Origin of the sequence: uncultured Pseudokineococcus sp. (assembly GCF_947499845.1) — a bacterium.
Classification (GTDB): domain Bacteria; phylum Actinomycetota; class Actinomycetes; order Actinomycetales; family Quadrisphaeraceae; genus Pseudokineococcus.
In genome coordinates this window covers 60,137-80,989 of sequence record NZ_CANMPM010000002.1, presented here as the reverse complement: position 1 = coordinate 80,989, position 20,853 = coordinate 60,137, and the positions used below count along the sequence as shown (strand labels likewise).

15 protein-coding genes are annotated in these 20,853 nt (G+C 74.2%); 4 read left to right on the top strand and 11 right to left on the bottom strand.

Annotation, left to right across the window (positions count from 1 at the left end; translation table 11 throughout):
• Nucleotides 1-53: 53 nt before the first annotated feature.
• Together Q0789_RS02405 and Q0789_RS02400 are read left to right on the top strand one after the other, a co-directional pair.
• On the top strand, nt 54-509 hold the full coding sequence (locus tag Q0789_RS02405; protein ID WP_298801759.1) for a hypothetical protein: 456 nt from the start codon (nt 54-56) through the stop codon (nt 507-509).
• Nucleotides 506-1,120, top strand: coding sequence for a glycosyltransferase (locus Q0789_RS02400; RefSeq protein ID WP_298801755.1), 615 nt, complete (start codon nt 506-508; stop codon nt 1,118-1,120). Before Q0789_RS02405 ends, Q0789_RS02400 begins: the two co-directional genes overlap by 4 nt.
• 1 nt (nt 1,121) lies before the next feature.
• Here Q0789_RS02400 and cysC read toward each other — a convergent pair whose 3' ends face one another.
• Nucleotides 1,122-2,528 carry an adenylyl-sulfate kinase gene (cysC, locus tag Q0789_RS02395; protein WP_298801753.1) on the bottom strand — a complete coding sequence of 469 codons (1,407 nt, stop codon included), beginning with the start codon at nt 2,526-2,528 and terminating at the stop codon, nt 1,122-1,124.
• A gap of 289 nt (nt 2,529-2,817) precedes the next feature.
• Here cysC and Q0789_RS02390 point away from each other — a divergent pair, with 289 nt between their 5' ends.
• On the top strand, nt 2,818-4,317 hold the full coding sequence (locus Q0789_RS02390; protein WP_298801751.1) for a DNRLRE domain-containing protein: 1,500 nt from the start codon (nt 2,818-2,820) through the stop codon (nt 4,315-4,317).
• Between the two features lie 112 nt (nt 4,318-4,429).
• On the opposite strand, the gene Q0789_RS02385 is transcribed toward Q0789_RS02390, so the two are convergent.
• The 9 genes from Q0789_RS02385 to Q0789_RS02345 all read right to left on the bottom strand — a co-directional run bounded on the left by Q0789_RS02385 (nt 4,430) and on the right by Q0789_RS02345 (nt 14,803).
• Nucleotides 4,430-5,377, bottom strand: coding sequence for a glycosyltransferase family A protein (locus Q0789_RS02385; protein ID WP_298801749.1), 948 nt, complete (start codon nt 5,375-5,377; stop codon nt 4,430-4,432).
• A complete protein-coding gene (locus Q0789_RS02380) occupies nt 5,359-6,348 on the bottom strand; it encodes a sulfotransferase (protein WP_298801747.1) in 990 nt (329 codons plus the stop codon). Before Q0789_RS02380 ends, Q0789_RS02385 begins: the two co-directional genes overlap by 19 nt.
• The gene (locus Q0789_RS02375) at nt 6,345-7,244 is read right to left on the bottom strand and encodes a beta-1,6-N-acetylglucosaminyltransferase (protein WP_298801745.1); all 900 of its coding nucleotides are present in this window, start codon (nt 7,242-7,244) and stop codon (nt 6,345-6,347) included. Before Q0789_RS02375 ends, Q0789_RS02380 begins: the two co-directional genes overlap by 4 nt.
• A complete protein-coding gene (locus tag Q0789_RS02370) occupies nt 7,241-8,785 on the bottom strand; it encodes a lipopolysaccharide biosynthesis protein (RefSeq protein ID WP_298801743.1) in 1,545 nt (514 codons plus the stop codon). Before Q0789_RS02370 ends, Q0789_RS02375 begins: the two co-directional genes overlap by 4 nt.
• On the bottom strand, nt 8,782-9,642 hold the full coding sequence (locus Q0789_RS02365; RefSeq protein WP_298801741.1) for a sulfotransferase: 861 nt from the start codon (nt 9,640-9,642) through the stop codon (nt 8,782-8,784). Before Q0789_RS02365 ends, Q0789_RS02370 begins: the two co-directional genes overlap by 4 nt.
• A complete protein-coding gene (locus Q0789_RS02360) occupies nt 9,639-10,649 on the bottom strand; it encodes a phosphotransferase (protein ID WP_298801739.1) in 1,011 nt (336 codons plus the stop codon). Before Q0789_RS02360 ends, Q0789_RS02365 begins: the two co-directional genes overlap by 4 nt.
• A gap of 197 nt (nt 10,650-10,846) precedes the next feature.
• Nucleotides 10,847-11,938 (bottom strand): O-antigen ligase, encoded by a 1,092-nt coding sequence (locus tag Q0789_RS02355; protein WP_298801738.1) that lies wholly within the window; start codon nt 11,936-11,938, stop codon nt 10,847-10,849.
• 290 nt (nt 11,939-12,228) lie between these two features.
• Nucleotides 12,229-13,779, bottom strand: coding sequence for a Wzz/FepE/Etk N-terminal domain-containing protein (locus Q0789_RS02350; protein WP_298801736.1), 1,551 nt, complete (start codon nt 13,777-13,779; stop codon nt 12,229-12,231).
• A 124-nt stretch (nt 13,780-13,903) separates the two neighbouring features.
• Nucleotides 13,904-14,803, bottom strand: coding sequence for a sulfotransferase domain-containing protein (locus Q0789_RS02345; protein WP_298801734.1), 900 nt, complete (start codon nt 14,801-14,803; stop codon nt 13,904-13,906).
• A gap of 643 nt (nt 14,804-15,446) precedes the next feature.
• Between Q0789_RS02345 and Q0789_RS02340 the strand changes: the two genes are divergently transcribed.
• Nucleotides 15,447-15,893 (top strand): LamG-like jellyroll fold domain-containing protein, encoded by a 447-nt coding sequence (locus Q0789_RS02340; RefSeq protein ID WP_298801732.1) that lies wholly within the window; start codon nt 15,447-15,449, stop codon nt 15,891-15,893.
• Between the two features lie 30 nt (nt 15,894-15,923).
• Here Q0789_RS02340 and Q0789_RS02335 read toward each other — a convergent pair whose 3' ends face one another.
• Entirely contained in the window at nt 15,924-20,792 is a 4,869-nt protein-coding gene (locus Q0789_RS02335) for a PKD domain-containing protein (RefSeq protein ID WP_298801730.1), read from the bottom strand.
• Nucleotides 20,793-20,853 lie beyond the last annotated feature (61 nt).

The window sequence follows — 20,853 nt, the reverse complement described above, 5'->3', positions numbered from 1 at the left end:
GACGCGCGGCCGTCCCCTTCCGCCAGCGCGCGGCCGGAGCCGACGAGCGGCGCGTGCCGCCAGACGTCCTGCTCGTCTGCTCGAGCGGTGGGCACCTCGCCCAGCTCGTCACCCTCTCCTCCGAGCTCGTGGAGAGCCGGCGCCGGTGGGTCTGCTTCGACACCGAGGACGCCCTCAGTCTCCTCGCCGACGAGGTCCTCATTCCCGCCCACCACCCGACGACGAGGAACATCAGGAACCTGCTCCGCAACACCCGACTCGCCTGGGAGGTGCTGCGCGACAGGCGTCCTGACGTCGTCATCTCGTCGGGGGCGGCGGTGGCGGTGCCCTTCTTCGTCCTCGCCCGCGCCCTCGGCGTGCCGACCGTCTACGTCGAGGTCTTCGACCGCCTCGACGGCCCGACGCTGACGGGGCGGCTGTGTCGGCCCTTCACCACGCGGATGCTCGTGCAGTGGGAGGAGCAGCTCGCCTTCTACCCGGGGGCGACCGTGGTGGGACCCCTGCTGTGACGACCTTCCGGCCGCGCGAGGCCCTGCCCATCGAGTCGCTGCCCGAGCCGCCGCTCGTGCTCGTCCTCGTCGGGACCGACCACCACCCCTTCGCCCGGCTGGTGCAGTGGGCCGAGCGCTGGGGGAGCGGGCGGCGTGACGTCGTCGTCCACGTGCAGCACGGGGCGACGCCGGCCCCGTCGGGGGTCCGGGCCAGCGCCCTCGTCCCGCACGAGGAGATGCAGTCCCTCTTCCAGCAGGCGAGCGCCGTCGTCTGCCACGGGGGCCCGGCGACGATCATGGAGGCGCGTCGTGCCGGGCTCGTCCCGGTCGTCGTCCCGCGCGACCCGTCCCGAGGGGAGCACGTCGACGAGCACCAGCAGCTGTTCAGCCGGCGCATGGGGCGCGAGGGCATGGTGCTGCTCTGCGAGGACGTCGACGAGCTCGACCGCCTCGTCGAGCGGGTGCTGGGCGACCCCTCGGCGGCGAGCACGACGCCCGAGGGGGAGCAGGCGCGGCGCGAGGCGTCCGCGCGCCGGGTGGGCGTCGTCGTCGGCGCCGTCGTGGACGAGGCGCGCCGACGCCGGAAGCCTGCTCGCCGGCGCATCGGCGCCCGTCGGGCGGACGGCTGACCTACGGGGCCGGGGCGGGCGCGAGCACCAGCCCCTCGTCGCGGAGGAGCGCCATGACGGCGGAGACGCACTCCTCGAGCCCCTGCCGGCTGGTGTCGAGGACGAGCGACGCGTCCGTCGGCGGCTCGTAGGGGTCGCTGACTCCTGTGAAGGCGGGGATCTCGCCGCGACGCGCCCGGGCGTAGAGGCCCTTGCGGTCTCGCGCCTCGCAGACCTCCAGGGGCGTGGCCACGTGCACGAGGAGCAGCACGCCGCCGGCCTCCTCCACCATGCTCCGCACCTCCGCGCGCGTCGACGCGTAGGGCGCGATGGGGGCGCAGACGGCCGTGCCCCCGTGCCGGGCCACCTCCGCGGCCACGTAGCCGATCCTGCGCACGTTCAGCTCGCGGTCCTCCCGGGAGAAGGTGAGCCCCGAGGAGAGCATCGTCCGCACGCGGTCGCCGTCGAGGACGGTGACGGTCCGGCTGCCCTCGGCGCGCAGCGCGGCGACGACGCCCGCGGCAACGGTCGACTTGCCCGATCCAGAGAGGCCCGTGAAGAGCAGGGCCACGCCCTGGGCGGTGCGCGGGGGGTACAGGTGTCGGAGCTCCTCGAGGACTGCGGGCGGGGCCGCCGGCCACGTTGGCTCCACACCGCGCCGGAGCCCGCGGACCAGCTCCTCCCACGCCTCGGCTGTCGGGCCGCCCGTCAGCACGGGGAGCGAGTCGGCGCTCCCACCGCTGCGGTCGACGGGAGCCACCCGCACCGCGTCCACGGTCCCCGCGCTCTCGAGCAGCCCGGGCAGGAGCACGTCCGCGTCGCGGACGGCGGGCAGACGCAGCAGCGTGACGACCGCGGACGTCGCGCCGTCCTCCCCGGCCAGCTCCGCCGCCGCGGCGCTCAGTCCCCGGGCCATGACCTCTCGAGGGACGGGGCGTCCCTCCCCGACGAGGCCGACGAGCACGAGGCGACGGTCGCCCTCCCGCGCTCGCAACGTCTCGAGGTCCTCGGCGAGGAGCAGTCGGTCGGTGACGACGGCGCGCGCTCCGCGAGCGTCAGCATCGAAGAGGAGGTCCAGCTCGGGGAAGGTGGCGGCCGTTCGCTCCGAGGCCTGCCGTAGGCGGCCCTCGAGGCGGCTCCCGACGCGGGCGGGGGCGGTGGCCACGTCCTCGAGCACGGCGAAGGTGACGAGCTCGGGGTCGACGAGCCGTAGTGAGCCACCGCTGTCGACCGGGGCCACGTCGGGGAGGGCGAGCGTCAGCGTGCTCGCCCGGGGGTCGGACGATGTGGGGAGGAGGGAGGCAGCGACGCTCCCGTCGACGAGCGCCACCTCGACCCCCGCGACGCCGGAACGGGCCAGGAGGTCGACCACCTCGGCGACGTCCTCGTCAACCTGGATGGTGCCGACTTCACCCATCTGCGCGTACACGTGCTTATCCTCCTCCGTCCCCGAACGGGCATGTCACGGTCGGTGACGACTGCTCACGCTCGTCGGTGGCCTGCTCGGCCGTGCCTCCTGCGGCCCAGCTGAACTGATATGTCGCTGCACCGAGAGTCCCGAGGAGCCGAGCGCCCCGCTCCTCACCCGTACAGAGCACGACGGATGCGCCGTTCGGCTGCGTCAGCGCACCGCCACCGATCCACCGCGTACAGGTCGTCCCCCGGCGGGACGAGGCAGTGGCACGACCACCCGTGCCCCACGCCCTCGAGGAGAAGATATGCCCAGGAACCATCGCCGCGCTCGCCGTTCGCTGACGGCGCTGACCGCGAGCGCCGCTGTCGCCGGCGCGGCGCTCGTGTCGCTGCCGGCCGCCCAGGCCGCCACGACCAACGGCACCGCCACGAGCGTCGTCAAGGCCGACGCCTACGTCGAGAAGGAGGCGCCCACGCGCACCACGGGCGCCAGCACCAAGGTGGTGGCCGCGGCCACCTCGTCGATGACCAAGAAGGCCCTCCTGCGGTTCGAGGCGCCCAAGCTGCCCGCCGGCGCCGAGGTCACCGGGGCGGAGCTCCGCATCAGCTCCAGCCGCAACCAGCCCGCGCGCGTCGACGTGGCGAACCTCGGCTCCGCCCGCTGGGACGAGAAGACCGTGACGTGGCGCACCGCGCCCGCCGCCAAGGGCTCCGTCACGAGCATCGCGCCCGCGGCGAGGACCAAGGGCTTCTCCGTGGACGTCACCGGCCTGGTCAAGGAGGCGGCGGACCTCAACTTCGCGGTCACCGTGCCGAGCGGCGTCAGCGAGATCCTCAGCAAGGAGTCGGGGAGCGCCACGGCGCCCAAGCTCGTCGTGAAGTACTCGGTGACGACCGCCACCCCGCCGCCGCCCGCCAGGCCGACGCCCCCGCCGCCGCCGCCCGTGACGCCGACCCCGCCGCCGCCGCCCGTGACGCCGACCCCGCCGCCGCCGGCGCCCGCGCCCGCGACGTCGGGCACGCTCTTCGGCAGCAACGTCTTCCCCGTCGGACAGCAGAGCTACGTCGACGCGCTCAAGGGCCAGGACGCCAAGTTCGGGCGCATGGACGCCACGCGCGTCTTCTACCCGGGGCTGCCGGGCTCGTGGTCCGGTGCCGCCGGGGTCAGCGGACGTCCGGTCGTCGTGTCCTTCAAGGCGGCGCCGGCGGACATCATCTCCGGCAAGCTGGACGCGCACTTCAAGGACTGGTTCGCGAAGGCGCCCCGCGACCGTCAGGTCAGCTGGACCTACTTCCACGAGCCCGAGGACAACGTGGAGCGCGGCGAGTTCACGACCGCGCAGTTCCGCGCGGCCTTCGCGCGGCTGGACCGCATCGCCGACAGCGTGGGCAACGACCAGCTCAAGGCCACGCCCGTCCTCATGTGCTGGACGCTCAACAGCCGGTCCGGACGCAACTGGAAGGACTACTACCCGGGCGACGACGTCGTCGACGAGCTCGGGTGGGACTGCTACAACCTGCAGGCGGACCGTGGCGTGTTCGTCTCGCCGACTGACCTCTTCGGTCCGGTGAAGAAGGCCTCCGAGAGCGTCGGCAAGCCGTGGGGCATCGCCGAGTTCGGCAGCCGGATGCTCGCCAACGACCCGACCGGCGTCGGGCGCGGGCGCTGGCTCGACGCCTCGGCGAAGTGGCTGCGCGACAACCGCGCGTCGTGGGTCCTCTACTTCGACTGCACGGTGGGCGGTGACTTCCGGCTGCTGGACGCCTCGTCCATCGCCGCATGGCGGACCGCCGTCGCGAGCTGAGCAGAGTGCCCAGAGCGGGCGTGGACGCGGCGACGCCGCGCCCACGCCCGCTCTTGTGCGTCTTCGGTCGAGCGCGCCGGCCCGCTGCCCACCCGGGACGGGCGGGCGGCGGTCAGACGCCCTTGCCGCGCCGGTGGAGCGCCCGCAGGACGCGTTCGGGCGAAGCCGCACCGCTGGCCACGGCGACGGCCAGGGCGGCGCGCGGCTCCAGCGGCCAGCGCAGCAGCGTCTGCACCGCTCGTCCCACAGCCGCTCGCCGGTGCCCCTGGGCCGCCTCGGCGAAGGCGATCTGCCCCAGCACGCGCGCGTGACCGCGCCGCTCTCCGTGGAACTCGGGGTGCCGGCGAAGCAGCCACTCGAGGGCCTCCACGATGGTTCGCCAGCGGCCCTCGAAGAAGGACCTCTCGTGCCATCTGACGTCGACCAGGGCGTCGGGGACGTTGGCCAGGGGGGCGACACGGGCGACCCGCAGGAGGAAGTCGTAGTCCTCGGCGTAGCTCCCGGGGATGGCCTCGTCGACGAGCCCGACCTCCCGGAGGAGAGGCTCGCGTCGCATGAGGAAGGTGGAGGGGTGCAGCTCGGTGAGGCGCGAACGCAGCAGGTCCGCGTGGAGCACCGCCTCCGCCTCGAGGCGTCGGTCCACGCTCACGTCGGCGTACCGCACCCGGATGCCGCAGGTCGCCATCACGGCGTCGGGGCGGGTCGTCAGGAGAGCCGTCTGACGCGCCAGTCGCAACGGGTGCCAGACGTCGTCGTCGTCGCAGAAGGCGACGAGCTCGGTCGTGGCCGCCTCCAGGCCGGTGTTCCTGCCCCCCGCGAGCCCGGGGCTGCGGACGTTGGTCGTCGTGGTCACCCGACGCTGCTCCCCCTGCCGCTCGAGGCCCGGGTCGGGGCTCGTCCCGTCGAAGACGACGAGGACGTGCACACGGCCCGCGTACTCCTGCGCCACCACGGCGTCGACCGCCTGGCGGAGGAGGTCTGGTCGGTCCCGGGTGGGGATGACCACCGTGACGTCCGGGTGCTCGGCCTCGCCGGTCGCCGTCACGTGCTGCTGGTCCAACGGGACCTCCTCGTCGAGCGGGCCAACCGGCCGTAGCCGAGAAGGCGTCTGATGGGTGCCGTGCCGACGGTCACCAGGAGCGCGTCCCGGCGCCGGAGTCCTGCTCGCCAGCTCTCGTCCCGCCGCAGCGGTGTCCGCCCCGTCTTGAAGCGCATGGGGTTGCCGGCCACGGTGTGGCTCGGGGAGAGGACGACCTCGTGGTCGGAGACGAAGAGCTCGTCAGCGCCGGCCGCCGGGAGACCGGCGTGCGCTGCCACTCGTCGCAGCGCTCCGCGAGGGTCGTCCGTGAAGTCCTCGTAGCGGAGCAGGAGGACGTCGGTCCCCGTCCGGGGAAGAAGCAGGAGGACGCTGTTGTAGAGGCTCCAGGCCACGGCGACGTAGCCCGGTCGATAGCGGGGCATGAGGGCGTCCCCGTCCCGGACCTCGGGGCGGAGGACGGCCTTCTGCCAGGAGTGGGCCACGCCGAGGACGTCTCGGACGACGTGGAGCACGTGCAGCCCCGTCAGGGTCCTGCGCAGGACGAGCACGAGGGAGACGTGCTTGCTGGAGTCGACGACGACCTCGGCGCCCGAGACCTCGCGCGCGGCCGCGTAGACGCGCTCGTAGAGGTCTGCGTACCGGCGCACGTCCGCCGCGCGACGTCGGGACAGCACGGGCCAGAGCATGAGCGGCATGTGGCGCGTCCGGTCCACCTTCGCCTTGAGCGCCAGCACCTCGTCCACGTCGACGTGGTGCCAGCCCCCGAAGGCGTGCTCGCCCACGGCCGTCCAGAAGGGGCACGCGGAGAACCGCGTGCCGCAGCCGCACGTCTCGTCGTCGCGGAGCGCCCGCTCCCACAGGTGCACCACCTCACCGAGGGGGCAGGCCCCGGGGAGGTCGCCGACGAGGCGCTCGACGAGCGTCGAGCCGCTGCGGCCGAGGCCGGCGATGAAGAGGACCTGGTCACCACCCGGTGTCGTCGTCCCCGTCATCGCTGCGCCCGTGCGTCCAGCGCGTCCAGCAGGGGCCGGGAGAGGTCGCCGTCGACCTTCCGGGCGAAGAAGTCACCACCGGTGCTGATCGCCTCGAGGTCCTGGAGGCCCAGCACGGCCGGATGGGCCTCGCCCTGCACCCAGCGGATGTACCGCCGCCGGTCGCCGACGACCCGGAGACCCTCCGCGCCGTCGTGGAGCAGCGTCGTGACGACCGCCTCGTCGGGCACCGAGCAGGTCATGAGGTACCTCTCGAGCTCTGGACGGCGTGCTCGCTGCTCGATGAGGTGGTCGAGCGCACGTCGACCCAGGTTGACCCACATGTCTCCGACGACCAAGGGCGTCCGTTGGTCGAAGGGGTGGCGCCGGGGCAGGGGTAACGACCGGTGCGACCGGGGCAGCCGGCGCCGGTGCAGGTACCGACGCCGGGTGACCGCCTGCCAGGGGTGCTCGTCGGCGCCCGGCACCGTGGGGACCTCGAACCACCTGAGGTAGGCGTCGGCGTCGTTCGAGGCGAGCTCCCGCTCGATGTCACCGATCGGTCTGCACGGGTAGTCCTGCCCGGAGACCAGGAGGAACCACGACAGCTCCGGCACACGGTCGCGCGCCTCGGTGGCGGTGCCCAGCACGGCGCGCGCGAGGGACGGGCGACCCCAACGGCACTCGACAGGGGACCTGGCCAGCAGGACGCGGTCGGACCGCGGCAGGTCGAGCTCGGGCCCGCGCGGGTCGTGGTGCACGAGGACGACGGTCTCCTCCCCGTCCAGCAGTCGGTCGACGAGTCGGCGCAGCAGGGGCGCGTCCCGGTGGCTGAGGACGCCGACTACCACGGGGCCCGCCGGGCGCGCTCGTGGGCGTCCCTCCGAGGACGAGCTCGCAGGGGAGGGGGGGCTCATGAGCTCCTCCTGCGCACGGCCGCGAACTGGTGCAGGTCGAGGAGCCGTCGGTGGCGCCAGACCGCACCTGTGTAGACGCAGGCGCCGAGGGCGGCGACGACCGCGGCCGCCGTCCAGGAGGCGAGGGCCGCCAGCGCAGGCGCCAGGCCGAAGCAGCCCGCGGCCAGTCCCATGGCGACGACACCCGGGCGGCCGAAGGGGTGGAGGTGGAGGTGGCGGGCCAGCTGGGCGAGCGGCAGCAGGTTGCCGACGAGGATGGAGGCGCTCCAGGCGAGCGCGGCGCCGAAGATCCCGAGGGGCGGGATGAGGAGCAGGTTGAGCGCGAGGTTGACGGCCAGGGCCACCAACGAGTTCGCCATCGTCCAGGACGACCGGCCCGCCATCATCAGGACGACGTCGACCGCCCCGCAGGCCGTGGCCACGAGCATGGTGAGGCTCAGGACGATGACGGTGCTCGTGCCGCGTGCGTAGTCGGCGCCGAAGATGGTGAGCAGCTGAGGGGCGAAGACGGCCGAGAGGAGGTAGACGGGCCAGGAGGCGAGGACGAGCCAGACCGTCGCGGCCCGGTACACCTTCTGGGCGCCGCTGATGTCGTCCCGTGCGACGAGAGCGGCGATCTTCGGCTGGACGGCCGTGCTGATGGCGCCGCCACCCAGCTGGCCGAAGACGAGGAAGCGTGTGGCCGCCGTGTAGACGGCCGCCTCAGCCGGGCCGCGCATGGCCGCGAGCAGCAGGATGTCGGCCCGCTGGAGGAGCATCTGCGTCACACCCGCCACGCTGCGCGGGGCTGTGAAGCGCCAGAAGGTCGCGACCTCGGCCCTCCAGCCGCCGTGCTCCCGCGCACCGGCCCGGCGCTCGACGGTACGGCGCAGGCGTGAGGACCAGAGACCCAGGACCACAGCGCTGACGGCGTAGGGAGCCACCCAGGCGAGCCCCAGCCAGAGCGGGCTCCGCGCCCCTGCCGCCAGGGCTGCTCCGGCGAGCAGGAGCTGGAGGAGGGGGCGGGTGATGCGCTCGACCAGCACGAAGGGGCGGACGGTCCCGTACCCGCGCGTGACCCCTACGGCGACGTCGTTGAGGGACGCCACGAGCACGAAGGCGGCCAGGAGACGGACCAGCGTGACGACCTCGGGCGCGCGTGCGCCGGCGGCGAGGAGGTCGGCCAGCTGCGGGGCGAGCACGATGCCCGCGACCGCCAGGAGGACCGAGAGCAGGGCGACCGCCACCGCCGCCTGCTGCACGACCGGCCGCAGGCGGTGCTCCTCGTGCGTGGCGCGCAGCCGGGACAGGAAGTAGACGACACCGGTCGGGACGCCGAGCCGCGCGACGGCGCAGGCGATGACGAAGGCGCTCGTCGCCGCGAAGAAGATGCCTGCGTCCGCCCCGTCCAGGTTCCTCGTGACGAGCACCGTGAAGGCGAGCGTCAGGACGGCGGAGACGACGGCCCCGACGAGACTGAAGGCGCCGCCGCGGGCGACTCGCCGCAGGTGGCGGTCGCCGGCGTCGACGGAGGGCTCGGCCGGTCCGGCCTGTGCCGTCACCTCCGCCACGAGGGCGTCCGCCCCCACCAGCGGGCCAGGGCCTCGTCGTGCGGAGCGAAGTGCTCCTCGAGCGACTTCCGGAGGTCCCCGGCCATCGGCGAGCGCCTCCGAGCGTTGTGCTGCTCGAAGCGGATGCCGGGCTGCTCGGGCAGGCCCAAGAAGTCGAGCACCTCGCGGAACACGGGGACGGGCTCGTCGAAGAAGTCCTGGCTGTCCACGACGTGCAGCCGCTCGCGCCCCACGAGGGCCTCCACCCTCCGGAGGTGCTCGGCGTAGTGGCCCCGCTCGACGTAGGCGTGGTGCTGCAGGGAGAAGTGGGTGGTCGTGGGGTCGGCGCGGACCAGCTCGCGGGCGCCGGCGAGGCGCTCGGGCTCCAGCTCGAGCGCCCGCTCGAAGGTCTCCGTCTCGAAGCCGCGAGCGCTCTCGTGCGCGTGCGCCGAGTACGCGCGCTCGACAGGGTCGCGGACGAGCGCCAGCAGTTTCGCGCCCGGTAGGTCACGGGCTATCCGCTCGGCCGCCAAGGGGTGGAACATGTAGTACGGGCTGGACTCGCCAGTCAGGGCGCGACGGCCGCCCCGTCGCAGGCGGGACGTCGCTGCGACGGGGAAGTGCCCCCGGTACCAGGCGGGCCCCTCGTCGTAGGAGGTGTCGAAGTAGTGCACTCCCTTGCGGAGGAAGGGCCGTGCGACGCCCGAGTGCTGGGCCAGCGTCTTGAAGAGGGAGGTCGTCCCGCAGCGCTGGCCCCCGACGATCAGGAAGTCGGGCTGCATGCGCAGCGGCGCCGACAGCCGGAGCGTCGCGTCGGAGGCCCGGAGCAGCCCTCGTCGCGCCGTCTCCGCGAGCGGGTGCCTCGTCATGGTCGCCTCCTGCGATGGGTCGTGTGGGGGGTGGTCGGTGCACGCTCCAGCGCTGGGAGGAGCCAGTCCTCGACGCGTGCGACGGGCGAGGTCGGGTTGTCCCGGCGGTCCTCGAGGTAGCGAGCCGCGAGGGCGACGAGGTAGATGCGGGCCACGGCCACCGCCTCCTGGCCGTCTGCGGCCGGCAGGAGCGGTGCCAGGAGGTCGGGTGCCGTCTCGAGCGAGGAGCGGGCCGAGGCGGCCGGGTCCTGACCGCGGACGAAGAGCGATCGGGAGAGGTGGTGGTGGAGGAGGTCCGCCCCCAGCGGAGGTCCGTCCTCGAAGCGCTCCCAGTCCCAGACCACAGCCCCGCCCTGGTGCAGGAGGACGTTCCCCGGGTTCAGGTCGCCGTGCCAGGTGCTGGTGATCAGATCCGGATGGAGATCGGTGAGCGTGGCCAGCTGCTCGAGGAGCCGTCCTCCTGTCGGCCCCGAGTCGGCCAGCGACGCCCGGAGGCGCTGTGCCCAGGGCCCCGTCGACCACGACGAGCGTCGAGGGCCCGAGATGGAGGCCACGTCGGCCACGCAGCGGACGAGCGCCTCCTGGGCGCGTCTGCTGGGCAGGGCCCGACCGGGGAAGGGGAGTGGGGCGAGGACGAGCATCGCCAGACCCTCCCGCTCCACGAGGCCCAGGACGTCGGGGCAGCGGAGCGTCGGGATGGCGGCCTCCGCGACGCGCGCGAGCGAGTGCGCCTCGTGCCGCACGAGCGAGCGGGTCAGGTCGTCGTGCCCCACCTTGACGTAGGCGAGGGGCTGGCCCCCCTCGTCGCTGAGCTGCAGGACCGGCTTCCTGTTGGCGCGGGGCGGACCGACCGACATGGTCACCTGCGCCCTCGGAACGCCCAGGAGGTCGAGCACGGCCCCGAGCGGTGAGGAGCGGTCGTCGTCCGCGCGGACGGGCACGGCGCACGCCGACAGGCGGGCGGGCAGGCCCGAGACCACGGCTGCGGTCGCCAGGGCACGGAACACGCGCGTGCGGGCGCGGCGGCCCTGTGTCTGACGGCTGACCGAGCGGGCCGCGGAGAGCGCGGAGCCGGGTCCCACCACCAGGCGCGGACGGGATCTCGACGGCAACGCCGCCCAGGCGCTGCCAGACCTGCGCTCCGTGGGCGGACCGCCGTGCAGCCGTTCGACCATGGACTCCACGTAAGCGCCCGGGTGCTCGTTCACGGGCGCACCGCCGCGGGGACGAGCGGTGTGCTCGCGTCCCGCCCGTTCCTCCAGAGGAGCGCGACGGACAGCAGCGTGATGACGAGCGGCATGTTGAGGGCGACGTAGATCGTCGAGTAGTACAGCGACAGCAGGACGACGGCGCTCCCGGCGATGCCCACGGCCGAGTGGTCCCTCCTCGCCGACCAGAGCACCGAGGCGAAGAAGGAGAAGTAGAGCGCGGCCCCCACCATCCCCTGCGAGACGAGCAGGAGCCAGAGCTGTCCAGTGCTGCCGATGTTGCGGCTCCCGCACTGGGGGCAGTCCGGTGAGGGACCGACGGCGATGGACGACGCGCTGCCCCGGGCCGCGCGCGTGGTGCCGTAGCCGAGCACAGGGGAGTCCACGGCGACCCTGACGGCGTCCCGCGCGAGCGTCTCTCGCACGCTGTCGCTGTGCCCCGCGTCGGCGCGGGCGCTGACCACGTCCCCCAGAGGGGTCGCCGCCGTGGCGCCGCCGCCCACCAGGACGACGACGACGAGCGCCCCCACTGCGAGGAGCTTCCCCCGGAGGGCGAGGCGGACCGCGGCGTAGGCGATTGCGAGCGCCAGCCCCAGCCACACGCCGCGGTTGAGGGAGAGGACGAGAGGGACGACCGCCGCGACGAGCAGTCCAACGCCGAGGAGGCGCCCGCGTCCGGAGCGCAGGACGACCCAGCCCACCACGACCCACACGAGCAGCAGCGAGAGGACGTAGCCCCAGATGTTGGTGTAGGCGAAGGGGGCGGCCGGCCTCGGCGCGCTGGCGCCGAGGATGCTCTGCACCTGGGCGAGGGGGGCCGAGGCGCTGCCCCCGGGCAGGAGGGCGCCGAGGGGAGTCGGCACGCGAGCACCCGGCAGGACGAGCGAGACCAGGCCCAGCGCGACCATCCACACGGCGAGCAGCGCCATCCAGGTGATGACCCGACGGCGAGGCAGCACCCGCTCGGACGCGTTGCCGACGTACAGCAGCACGACCGTGGCCGCCACGTAGTTCGCCAGGCGCGCGGCGACCGCGACGTAGCGCCCGCCTCCGGACGGCGGCAGGGTGCCCTCCGGGACGACGTCCATGGCGACGACGCTCAGCACGACCCACAGCAGGAAGAGCCCCCAAAGCCCCGCACCCCGCGGGAGGCGGAGCTTCTGCCTGGTCCTGACCAGCTGGAGGGCGAGAGGCACGGCGGCCAGAGGGAGGATGACTTCGGTGAGGCCCAGGACCCACCAGACGGGGTAGCCGGCGACGAGCGCTGCGACGGGCCAGCCCGCGGGGAGCGTCCACGGCGCGCGACGCCCCGCCGAGGGGGCCACCTCAGCGCCGGCGGTGGGCGGCCTGGTGCGCGGGTGGGTGCCGGTCGGCGCGCTCAGCGGTGCGCTCGTGACGTCGTCGGCGCAGCGCTGGCAGCGCGTGTGCCGTCTCGGTGCTCGTGGCGGGGTGCTCCTCGGCGGGGACCCGCGACCAGGACGGCGCCGGAGACCCGTGCCCCCATCCGCTCGTTGACCGACGCCGCCGTGCGAGCCCGGTCGAGCCCTGTCTCGCCGGCGCGGGCGACCAGCACCACGGCGTCGGTGAGGCGGGAGACGGACTGGGCGCCCGGTGATGTGTCGGCACCCGGGGTGTCGACCACCACCCCACCGCGCTGGTCGCGCAGGAGCTGCGTGAAGACGTCGGTGAAGCGCGGGGACTGCACGAGGTCGGCGAGGTCGTCCGCGGAGCGGCCCGGAGGGAGGACGACCACGCCGCCCAGCTGCTCGCTACGCATCCACACGTCCTCCAGCGGGACGTCGCCGCGGAGGACGTCCGCGAGGCCCGGCCGACCGTCGAGAGCGAGCCACGACGCGAGGGGGGACTCGGCGGACGCGAGGACCAGCGTGCCGGAGCCGGTGGTCCGGTGCAGGGCGGCGGCGAGCCGGGCGGAGCAGGCAGCCCCGGGTCCTCCACCGGCCAGGTCCTGGACCTGCACGGCGCGCAGGGTGGGGTCGGCGCTGGTCAGCTCGTTGCGGATGAGGTCGAAGTCGCGGTCGTGGCAAGCGCACAGGGCTGCGCCCCGGAGGTCGCCGTCGCGGACCTCGGCCAGCACCGGCACAGCAGCCGCCCGCTCCAGGTCGGACGCTCGCCGGACCCGCCTGTCGAGGCGGTCGGCGGCCAGCGCGGCCACCAGGCCGAGGAGCAGGCCGACGAGGGCCCCCGCCACCAGGTCCAGCAGGAGGACGGGAGAGGTCGGCGACCGCGGCAGCCCGGCCGGCGAGATGACCTCGCCGGCTTCGACGGCGGTGGCCCGCAGCGGCGCCAGGCGGCTGTTGAGATCGGTGATCTGGCTGATGATGATGTCCCGCTGGGACTCGGCCAGGAGCTGCTGGGTCGAACCGGGGAGGACCGTCCCCGGTGTCGCCGACTGGTCGAGGTCCTCCCGGAGCGAGGCGAGCTGGGCCGTGAGGGAGTCGATGGTGTCCTGGACGCGCTGCTCGGCCACGGCCTCGCGCTGGTCGAGGTACACCTCCGCGTAGGCGCTCGCACCCGCCTGGGCGTCCTCGGCCGTGGACGCCGAGAAGGTCAGGTCGAGCACCTGGCTGTTGGGGGGGACCGTGACGGTGACCGCTTCACGGACCTCGGTCGTAGAGAGGTCGACGTCGAGGCGGGCGCGCACCTCGTCGGCGAGCCGCGTCGACCTGACCAGCTGGGCCTCGGTGTCCAGGTTGATCTCGGCCGAGCGCTGGTCGGCCCCGGTGCTCGGCGACTCGACGAGGACCGAGGTCGTCGACGTGTAGAGGGGGGTCTGGGCCCACGTCGCCGCCGCACCACCGGCGAGGCCGAGCGCGACCCCCCCGAGCACGAGCCACCAGCGTCGCGTGATGCGACGGCCGTAGTCGGCGACGTCAGTCGACCCGAAGTCCGTCCCGCTGCTGCTGCTCATCTCGTCCCCCCCTCCTCGCGCTCTACCGGTCCGGGGCGCGCGAACCCTGGAGATGATAGGTCCGCTGCGGGGGTCGTCGGCCCTGCTCGAGCGTCCCGCCACCCGCTCGGACCTGGCGGGGGCCTCAGCGGTAGCCGTAGACCGCTCTCGCCGGGGCGGTGAGGGCGCTGACCGCGCGACGGGAGCGCCCGGGCATCTCGCGACGCCAGGCCTCGTCGAGACGGAGGCGCACCGCGTCGTCGCCGAGGCGGACCCGTCCGCCGACCACGACGTGCGTCGTCCCCGTGCGGAGCACGCCGTCCTCGACGAAGGACAGGTCGCCCAGGGCGAGGGGGAGGTCCGGGCGCAGGGCAGCCACGCGTCGCAGCTGCTGCTGGGGGTGGGCGACCAGGTCCTCGTAGCGGACCTGGACGAGGGGGACGCCCGTCGCCCGGAGTGCGCTGATGCTGGCGTTCACGGTGTTCCAGCGTCGAGCGACCTTCAGCGTCGAGCTGCGGGGCATCGTCGACTCGTGGGAGGCCCCCGCAGGCAGGGGCACGACCTTGCTGAAGGAGTAGGCGACCCCGCGCGGGTCTCGTAGGACGTGGACGACGCGGAGGTCCACGTCGCGTGCACCGCGCAGCACGTAGGCGAGGGAAGGGCGCTTGGACGAGTCGACGACGACGCGCTCCCCGGACACGTCCCGGATCGCCCGGTACAGCCGGCCGAGGACGTCGTCGTACTCGGCCAGCGCCGCGCGGAACGCCGCGCTGCCGCGCCTGGAGAGCAGGAGCGGGATGCGGGACGTCCTGTCCACCTCGTCCTGCAAGCGCAGGACTCTCGTCGCGAGAGCGCCCGACCACCCGCCGAACGCCACCTCGCCCACGGCGTCCCAGAAGGGGCAACGGCTGAAGGCGGCGCCGCACGAGCAGAGGTTGTCCCTCTGCACGCCGTTGCGCCACAGGTAGAAGAGCTCGCCGACGGCCACGTGGCCGGGCAGCCCGTCGAGCATGAGGTCCGTGAGGGTCGATCCGCTGCGCGGCACGCCGCCCACGTAGAGGACGTCGACGCCTCGGCCTGCAGGGGGCCCCGGGGGCGCCATCTCGTCCTCCCGCGTGTCGGTCCGGGACCGCGGGACGTCCGCGGACCACTGGGTCGACGAGAGAGTAGCGGGGTGGGCACCGCTCGCCTGCGCGCCCGACGACGGTTCGGCCGACCGGGTGGCGTCGTGCGCGAGGGGCGCCCGACCCGCCCGTCGGCCGACGCTCGCGTCGACCCGGTGGGAGCCTCGCTGGATGACGCACCTCGGACGACTCGCGCCCGGGCCGCTGCTCGCCTCGATCGCACTGCTCGCAGCCGTCGCGGCCTGCTCCGGTCCCTCGGAGCCGCCGGCGCGCGGGGCGGGTGCTCGGAGCGACCCGACGACCGCCGTCTCCCCGGCACCGACGACCCCGGCCGGCGTCAAGCACCTCGACCTGACGCTGGACGAGGTCGGTGGTGGCTCGGACGAGCTCGGCGACGGCGCGGTGCTGGCAGCGGGCCCGTCTCGCTTCGCCGTCGTGCGCGCCGAGGGCTCGGGGCGTGGACCCCTCCTCGTCCCGGGGCGCGACGGACGAGGCCGCGCGCTCCGACTCGTTGACGGATCCTGCCGTCCAGACGCGCCCTCCGCGTGCCGCAAGGCGCTGCTGGTGGTCCAGGACGACGACCCGCCTCCCGGGGACGGCCACTTCGCCTACGGCGCCGCGATCCTCATGACGCCGCAGGAGACCTCCAAGGGAGCCAACGTCCTCCAGCGTGGGTTCTCCACCGACGGTGGCGGCCAGTGGAAGCTCCAGGTGGACGGGACGCCCGGGCGGCCGTCGTGCGTCGTGGTCGGGACCGGGTCGTCCGACATCCACGTCGCGAAGGCGGACGTCTCCGTCGCGGACGGTCGATGGCACGAGCTCTCCTGCCAGAGGTCCGGCGCGCGCCTCGAGGTGCTGGTCGACGGAGCCCGGCGAGGAGTGGCCGAACTGCCTCCCGGCCTCGACGTGTCGCCGAGCGGGCCCCTGAGGATCGGCGGCAAGAGCACGCGCGAGGACAACGACCAGTTCCTAGGCGTCCTCGACGAGGTCTTCCTCCTCGGAGACGGCTGAGGCGACCTCGCTCCTCGCGGCCTGCTCCCCTCAGCGGTCGGTGGGGGTGGGGTGCAGGACGAGGGTGAGGGTGGTGGCCTTGAGGGTGGCGGAGTCGGCGGTCGCGGTGAGGCCGGGGTGGGGGCCGGTGGGCAGGGGGGCGCCGGAGTCGGTGAGCAGTGAGGTGATGCGCCCGGCGCCGGTGCCGATGGTCTCGGCGCGGTCCGTGGTGGCGGCGGGGGAGGTCCAGCCGGTGGTGGCGCTGGTCTTGTCGGCCCAGTAGGAGACGACCCAGGAGCCGGGGACGGTCGTGGTGGCCGGCGGGGTGGTGTGGGCGGCGCGGTTGGCGGTCTCGGCGGCCAGGGTGGCCGACTCCAGGACGGCGCCGCTGTGCGCGGTGGCGGTGATCGTGTACTTGGAGAACTCGTCGAAGGTGATGCGCAGGGTGCGGCCGGCCTCGGTGCCGTCGGCGGTCTTGGCGTAGACGGTGGTCTCGACCTGTCCCTTGTCGCCGGTGCCCTGCTGGACGGGCTGGCCCCAGTCGCCGGCGCCGGTGGGGGCGCCGAGGGTGGCGTCGCGGTTGGTGGTCAGGACGACGAGGAGCTGGTCGCCGGCCCGCAGGGACGCGGGCAGGGTGACGGTGGCGGCGCCGGCGTTGCCCTGGTTGTCGGCGGCGGCGCGGAAGGCGATCGGGGTGGTCGGTGCCGGCGGCGGGGTGGTGCGGGGGGAGAGGGTCGTGGTGGTGGTCGCGGTGGCGCCGTCGTCGTCGGTGACGGTGAGGGTGGCGGTGTAGTCACCGGCGGTGGCGTAGGTGTGCTGCGTGGTGGCGCCGGTGCCGGTGGTGCCGTCGCCGAAGTCCCAGGCGTGGGCGGTGATGGTGCCGTCGGTGTCGGTCGAGCCGGTGGCGTCGAAGGTGCAGGCCAGCTCGTCGCAGGTCGCGGTGGCCGCGGCGGTCGGGGCGACGTTGGTCGGCGGGGGCTCGGGCGCGGCCGTCACGGACGTCGTGGCGGTGGCGCCGTCGTCGTCGGTGACGGTCAGGGTCGCGGTCCGCTCGCCGGGGGTGGTGTAGGGGTGCTGGGTGCTGGCGCCGGTGCCGGTGGTGCCGTCACCGAAGTCCCAGGCGTAGCCGGTGATGGTCCCGTCGGCGTCGGTCGAGCCGGTCGCGTCGAAGGTGCAGGTCAGACCCGCGCACGTCACCGCCGCCACCACCGACGGCGCCCGGTTAGGCGGCTCCGCGGTCCCGTCTCCGCCCTCACCGCCACCGTCGGTGGGGGTGGGGTGCAGGACGAGGGTGAGGGTGGTGGCCTTGAGGGTGGCGGAGTCGGCGGTCGCGGTGAGGCCGGGGTGGGGGCCGGTGGGCAGGGGGGCGCCGGAGTCGGTGAGCAGTGAGGTGATGCGCCCGGCGCCGGTGCCGATGGTCTCGGCGCGGTCCGTGGTGGCGGCGGGGGAGGTCCAGCCGGTGGTGGCGCTGGTCTTGTCGGCCCAGTAGGAGACGACCCAGGAGCCGGGGACGGTCGTGGTGGCCGGCGGGGTGGTGTGGGCGGCGCGGTTGGCGGTCTCGGCGGCCAGGGTGGCCGACTCCAGGACGGCGCCGCTGTGCGCGGTGGCGGTGATCGTGTACTTGGAGAACTCGTCGAAGGTGATGCGCAGGGTGCGGCCGGCGTCGGTGCCGTCGGCGGTCTTGGCGTAGACGGTGGTCTCGACCTGTCCCTTGTCGCCGGTGCCCTGCTGGACGGGCTGGCCCCAGTCGCCGGCGCCGGTGGGGGCGCCGAGGGTGGCGTCGCGGTTGGTGGTCAGGACGACGAGGAGCTGGTCGCCGGCCCGCAGGGACGCGGGCAGGGTGACGGTGGCGGCGCCGGCGTTGCCCTGGTTGTCGGCGGCGGCGCGGAAGGCGATCGGGGTGGTCGGTGCCGGCGGCGGGGTGGTGCGGGGGGAGAGGGTCGTGGTGGTGGTCGCGGTGGCGCCGTCGTCGTCGGTGACGGTGAGGGTGGCGGTGTAGTCACCGGCGGTGGCGTAGGTGTGCTGCGTGGTGGCGCCGGTGCCGGTGGTGCCGTCGCCGAAGTCCCAGGCGTGGGCGGTGATAGTGCCGTCGGTGTCGGTCGAGCCGGTGGCGTCGAAGGTGCAGGCCAGCTCGTCGCAGGTCGCGGTGGCCGCGGCGGTCGGGGCGACGTTGGTCGGCGGGGGCTCGGGCGCGGCCGTCACGGACGTCGTGGCGGTGGCGCCGTCGTCGTCGGTGACGGTCAGGGTCGCGGTCCGCTCGCCGGGGGTGGTGTAGGGGTGCTGGGTGCTGGCGCCGGTGCCGGTGGTGCCGTCACCGAAGTCCCAGGCGTAGCCGGTGATGGTCCCGTCGGCGTCGGTCGAGCCGGTCGCGTCGAAGGTGCAGGTCAGACCCGCGCACGTCACCGCCGCCACCACCGACGGCGCCCGGTTAGGCGGCTCCGGCGCCGGGCCGGCGACGACCAGACCGCGGGAGGCCCAGCTGCCGTCGCTCGACAGCGTGGTCGCGGGTCCTCTCAGGGCGCCACCGGTGAAGGCGATGGAGCGCAGGGAGCCGTCGCGACCGGCGACGAGCACCCGACCGTCGGCGAGCGCCATGCCCGTGACGCCGGAGAGGTCGAGGCCGCCGGCGTCGCCCACGAAGGTCTGGGCGCCGACGACCTCGCTCTCGGGCGTGAAGTAGCGGTACAGCAGCCGGGCGTCGCCGTTCACCGTGTAGAAGAGGCGGTGAGTCGCGGGGTCGAAGAAGGCTCCCGTCAGCTGCCCCGTGGGGAAGGGGATCCGCCGTCCGTCCTCGGGGTCGTCGTGGAGGTCGACCTCCCGCGGTGCCCCGGCGACGCCGTCGGTGAAGTCGCGCGCCAGCAGGCCGGTGGACGTCCCGTAGTACATGGTCGTCCCGACGAGGAAGGTGCCGCGGGCGGCCGCCCAGCTCGCGTCGGTCGACACGGTCTCCGAGGGCCCGACGGGCGTTCCGGTCGCGTCGACGGGACGGCGGACCAGGGAGACGGCGCTCGTCCCCGAGGCGGCCGGGTCGACGATCTCGATGGCGTTGACCATCGGGTTCTCGAGGACGTGGAGGAAGTCGACGTCGACGGAGCCGTCGCTGACGACCGTGCGCCGCAGGACGGTGCCGACCGTGTGGCCCGGGGAGGCCGACAGGTCCAGGTCGTCGAGCCACAGCTGTCCGTCGACCGCGACGTCGAACTTCCTCTGGCCGGCCCGGCTCGTGCAGCTGCAGAGGTTGGCGAGCAGCAGGCGGACCTCGACCGTCCGGCCGGCGGTCACGGGGAAGCGCCAGCGCATCTCGTCGCCGCCGGCGCCGTCCCACCGGTAGGTGTCGAAGAGGGCGCGCGGCGTGCCGGCGGGGACGCTCGCGTCGAGAGAGGACGTGGTCCCCGACGACGTCGAGCTGCCCGACGTGCGCAGCGGGGACGTCGTCGCCGTGTCGGCCGCCCAGTCGGGCCCGTCGTCCTGGCTGAGCACGAGGGGTCCGCCGGCGTTCACCCGGTAGAGCACGGACGAGGGGGCGGTGCCGCGCTGGACGGCGTAGACGCTGCCCGGGAGGGAGGCCTGCTGCACCTCGGGGACCGACGTCCCCCCCGCGAGGGGGAGGAAGGCGAGGCGCTGGCGGAGCAGCCCGGCGAAGCGACCGGTGTCACTGCCCACCCACAGGCCCTGAGAGGTGGCGAAGAGCGCCTGGGCGCCCACGCCCCGCTCCTTGCCGGGGTTCCACGACAGCGGGAGGCCGTTCTTCGGGTCGAGCGCGGCGATTCCCTCGCGGGGGACGGCGCCCGGGCCGGCCTGGTCGCCCTGGAAGGCGTTGTTCTGCCAGCGCATGTGACCGCCGACGTAGACGGCGGCACCGGTGACGGCGACGCCGTAGGTGGTGTCACCGCCGGTGTAGTCGACCCAGGTCGGCTGCTGGCCGGGGGCCTTCGCGTCCGCGCCGATCTCCCAGCGCGTCGTCGTGTCGCACAGGACGCCCGCGTTCGCGCCGCCCCCGTAGGCGCCGGTCGTGCTGATGACCACGTAGGTGCCGTCGGGGGAGATGTCGAGGTCGCGCGTCCAGGTGTCGAAGTTCTTCGAGCAGCCCGTGTTGCGCGCCGCGTCGTAGCGGTCCGTCGCCCAGCTGCTCACCGCGGCGGGCCCGGTGGCGGGCAGGTCGAGCACCGCGACCTGCTGCCGCGGCTGGCCGCCGACGGTGGTGAAGTTGCCGACGGCGACGAGGGTGCGTCCGTCCGGGCTGACGTCGAAGCGCTTCACGTTCGTCGCGCCGCCGTTGTACTGGCCCTCGAAGGGGACGTCGACGTCGGCCAGCAGTCGCCCGCTCGTCCTGTCGACGGCGGCCAGGCCGCTCCGCACCATCCCCCCCATCGACGTGAAGGAGCCGCCGACGTAGAGGCGCTGACCGCTGACGACCACCTCGTTGACACCGCTGTTCGGCATCGGGGGTTGCCCGCTCGCGAGCGCCCCGCTCGAGGTGAGCTTGGCCACGCGTCGCTGCGTCGTGCCGTTGACGGTGCTGAAGTAGCCGCCCGCGAAGAGCGAGGTGCCGTCGGTGCTGAGGGAGTTGACCGCGCCGTCGAGCGCCGGGGCGAAGCTGGTGAGCACCCGACCCGTCGTCGCGTCCATGGCGAAGAGGGAGCGCCGCGCGAGCGTGGTGCCGGTGCTGCGGTCACGCACCTGCGTGAAGCTGCCGCCGACGTAGACGGTGCCGCCGACCTGCGTGATGGCGAGGACGGCGCCGTCGAGGACGTCGGGCGTCGTCGCCGCGGGCCGAGCCGACACGACGCCGGCGTGCGGAGCGTTGACGGCGGAGGCGTCCGTCGCCGTCGTGACGGCCAGGAGGAGGGCGGCGAGAGCCGCGAGGAGCGCGGCTCCCGGCCCGGTCCTCGTCGTCCACGTCCGCTGCTGCACGCCCATGCTGGTGTCCCCGTCCCGCTCGCCCGGCTGCTGGCGTCGTCCGCGCCCCGAGTCGTCACAG

Coding starts and splice junctions, on each gene's coding strand:
- Q0789_RS02390 (WP_298801751.1), top strand. CDS start 2,818: ATGCCCAGGAACCATCGCCGCGCTCGCCGTTCGCTGACGGCGCTGACC.
- Q0789_RS02380 (WP_298801747.1), bottom strand. CDS start 6,348: ATGACGGGGACGACGACACCGGGTGGTGACCAGGTCCTCTTCATCGCC.
- Q0789_RS02375 (WP_298801745.1), bottom strand. CDS start 7,244: ATGAGCCCCCCCTCCCCTGCGAGCTCGTCCTCGGAGGGACGCCCACGA.
- Q0789_RS02365 (WP_298801741.1), bottom strand. CDS start 9,642: ATGACGAGGCACCCGCTCGCGGAGACGGCGCGACGAGGGCTGCTCCGG.
- Q0789_RS02355 (WP_298801738.1), bottom strand. CDS start 11,938: ATGGACGTCGTCCCGGAGGGCACCCTGCCGCCGTCCGGAGGCGGGCGC.
- Q0789_RS02350 (WP_298801736.1), bottom strand. CDS start 13,779: ATGAGCAGCAGCAGCGGGACGGACTTCGGGTCGACTGACGTCGCCGAC.
- Q0789_RS02335 (WP_298801730.1), bottom strand. CDS start 20,792: ATGGGCGTGCAGCAGCGGACGTGGACGACGAGGACCGGGCCGGGAGCC.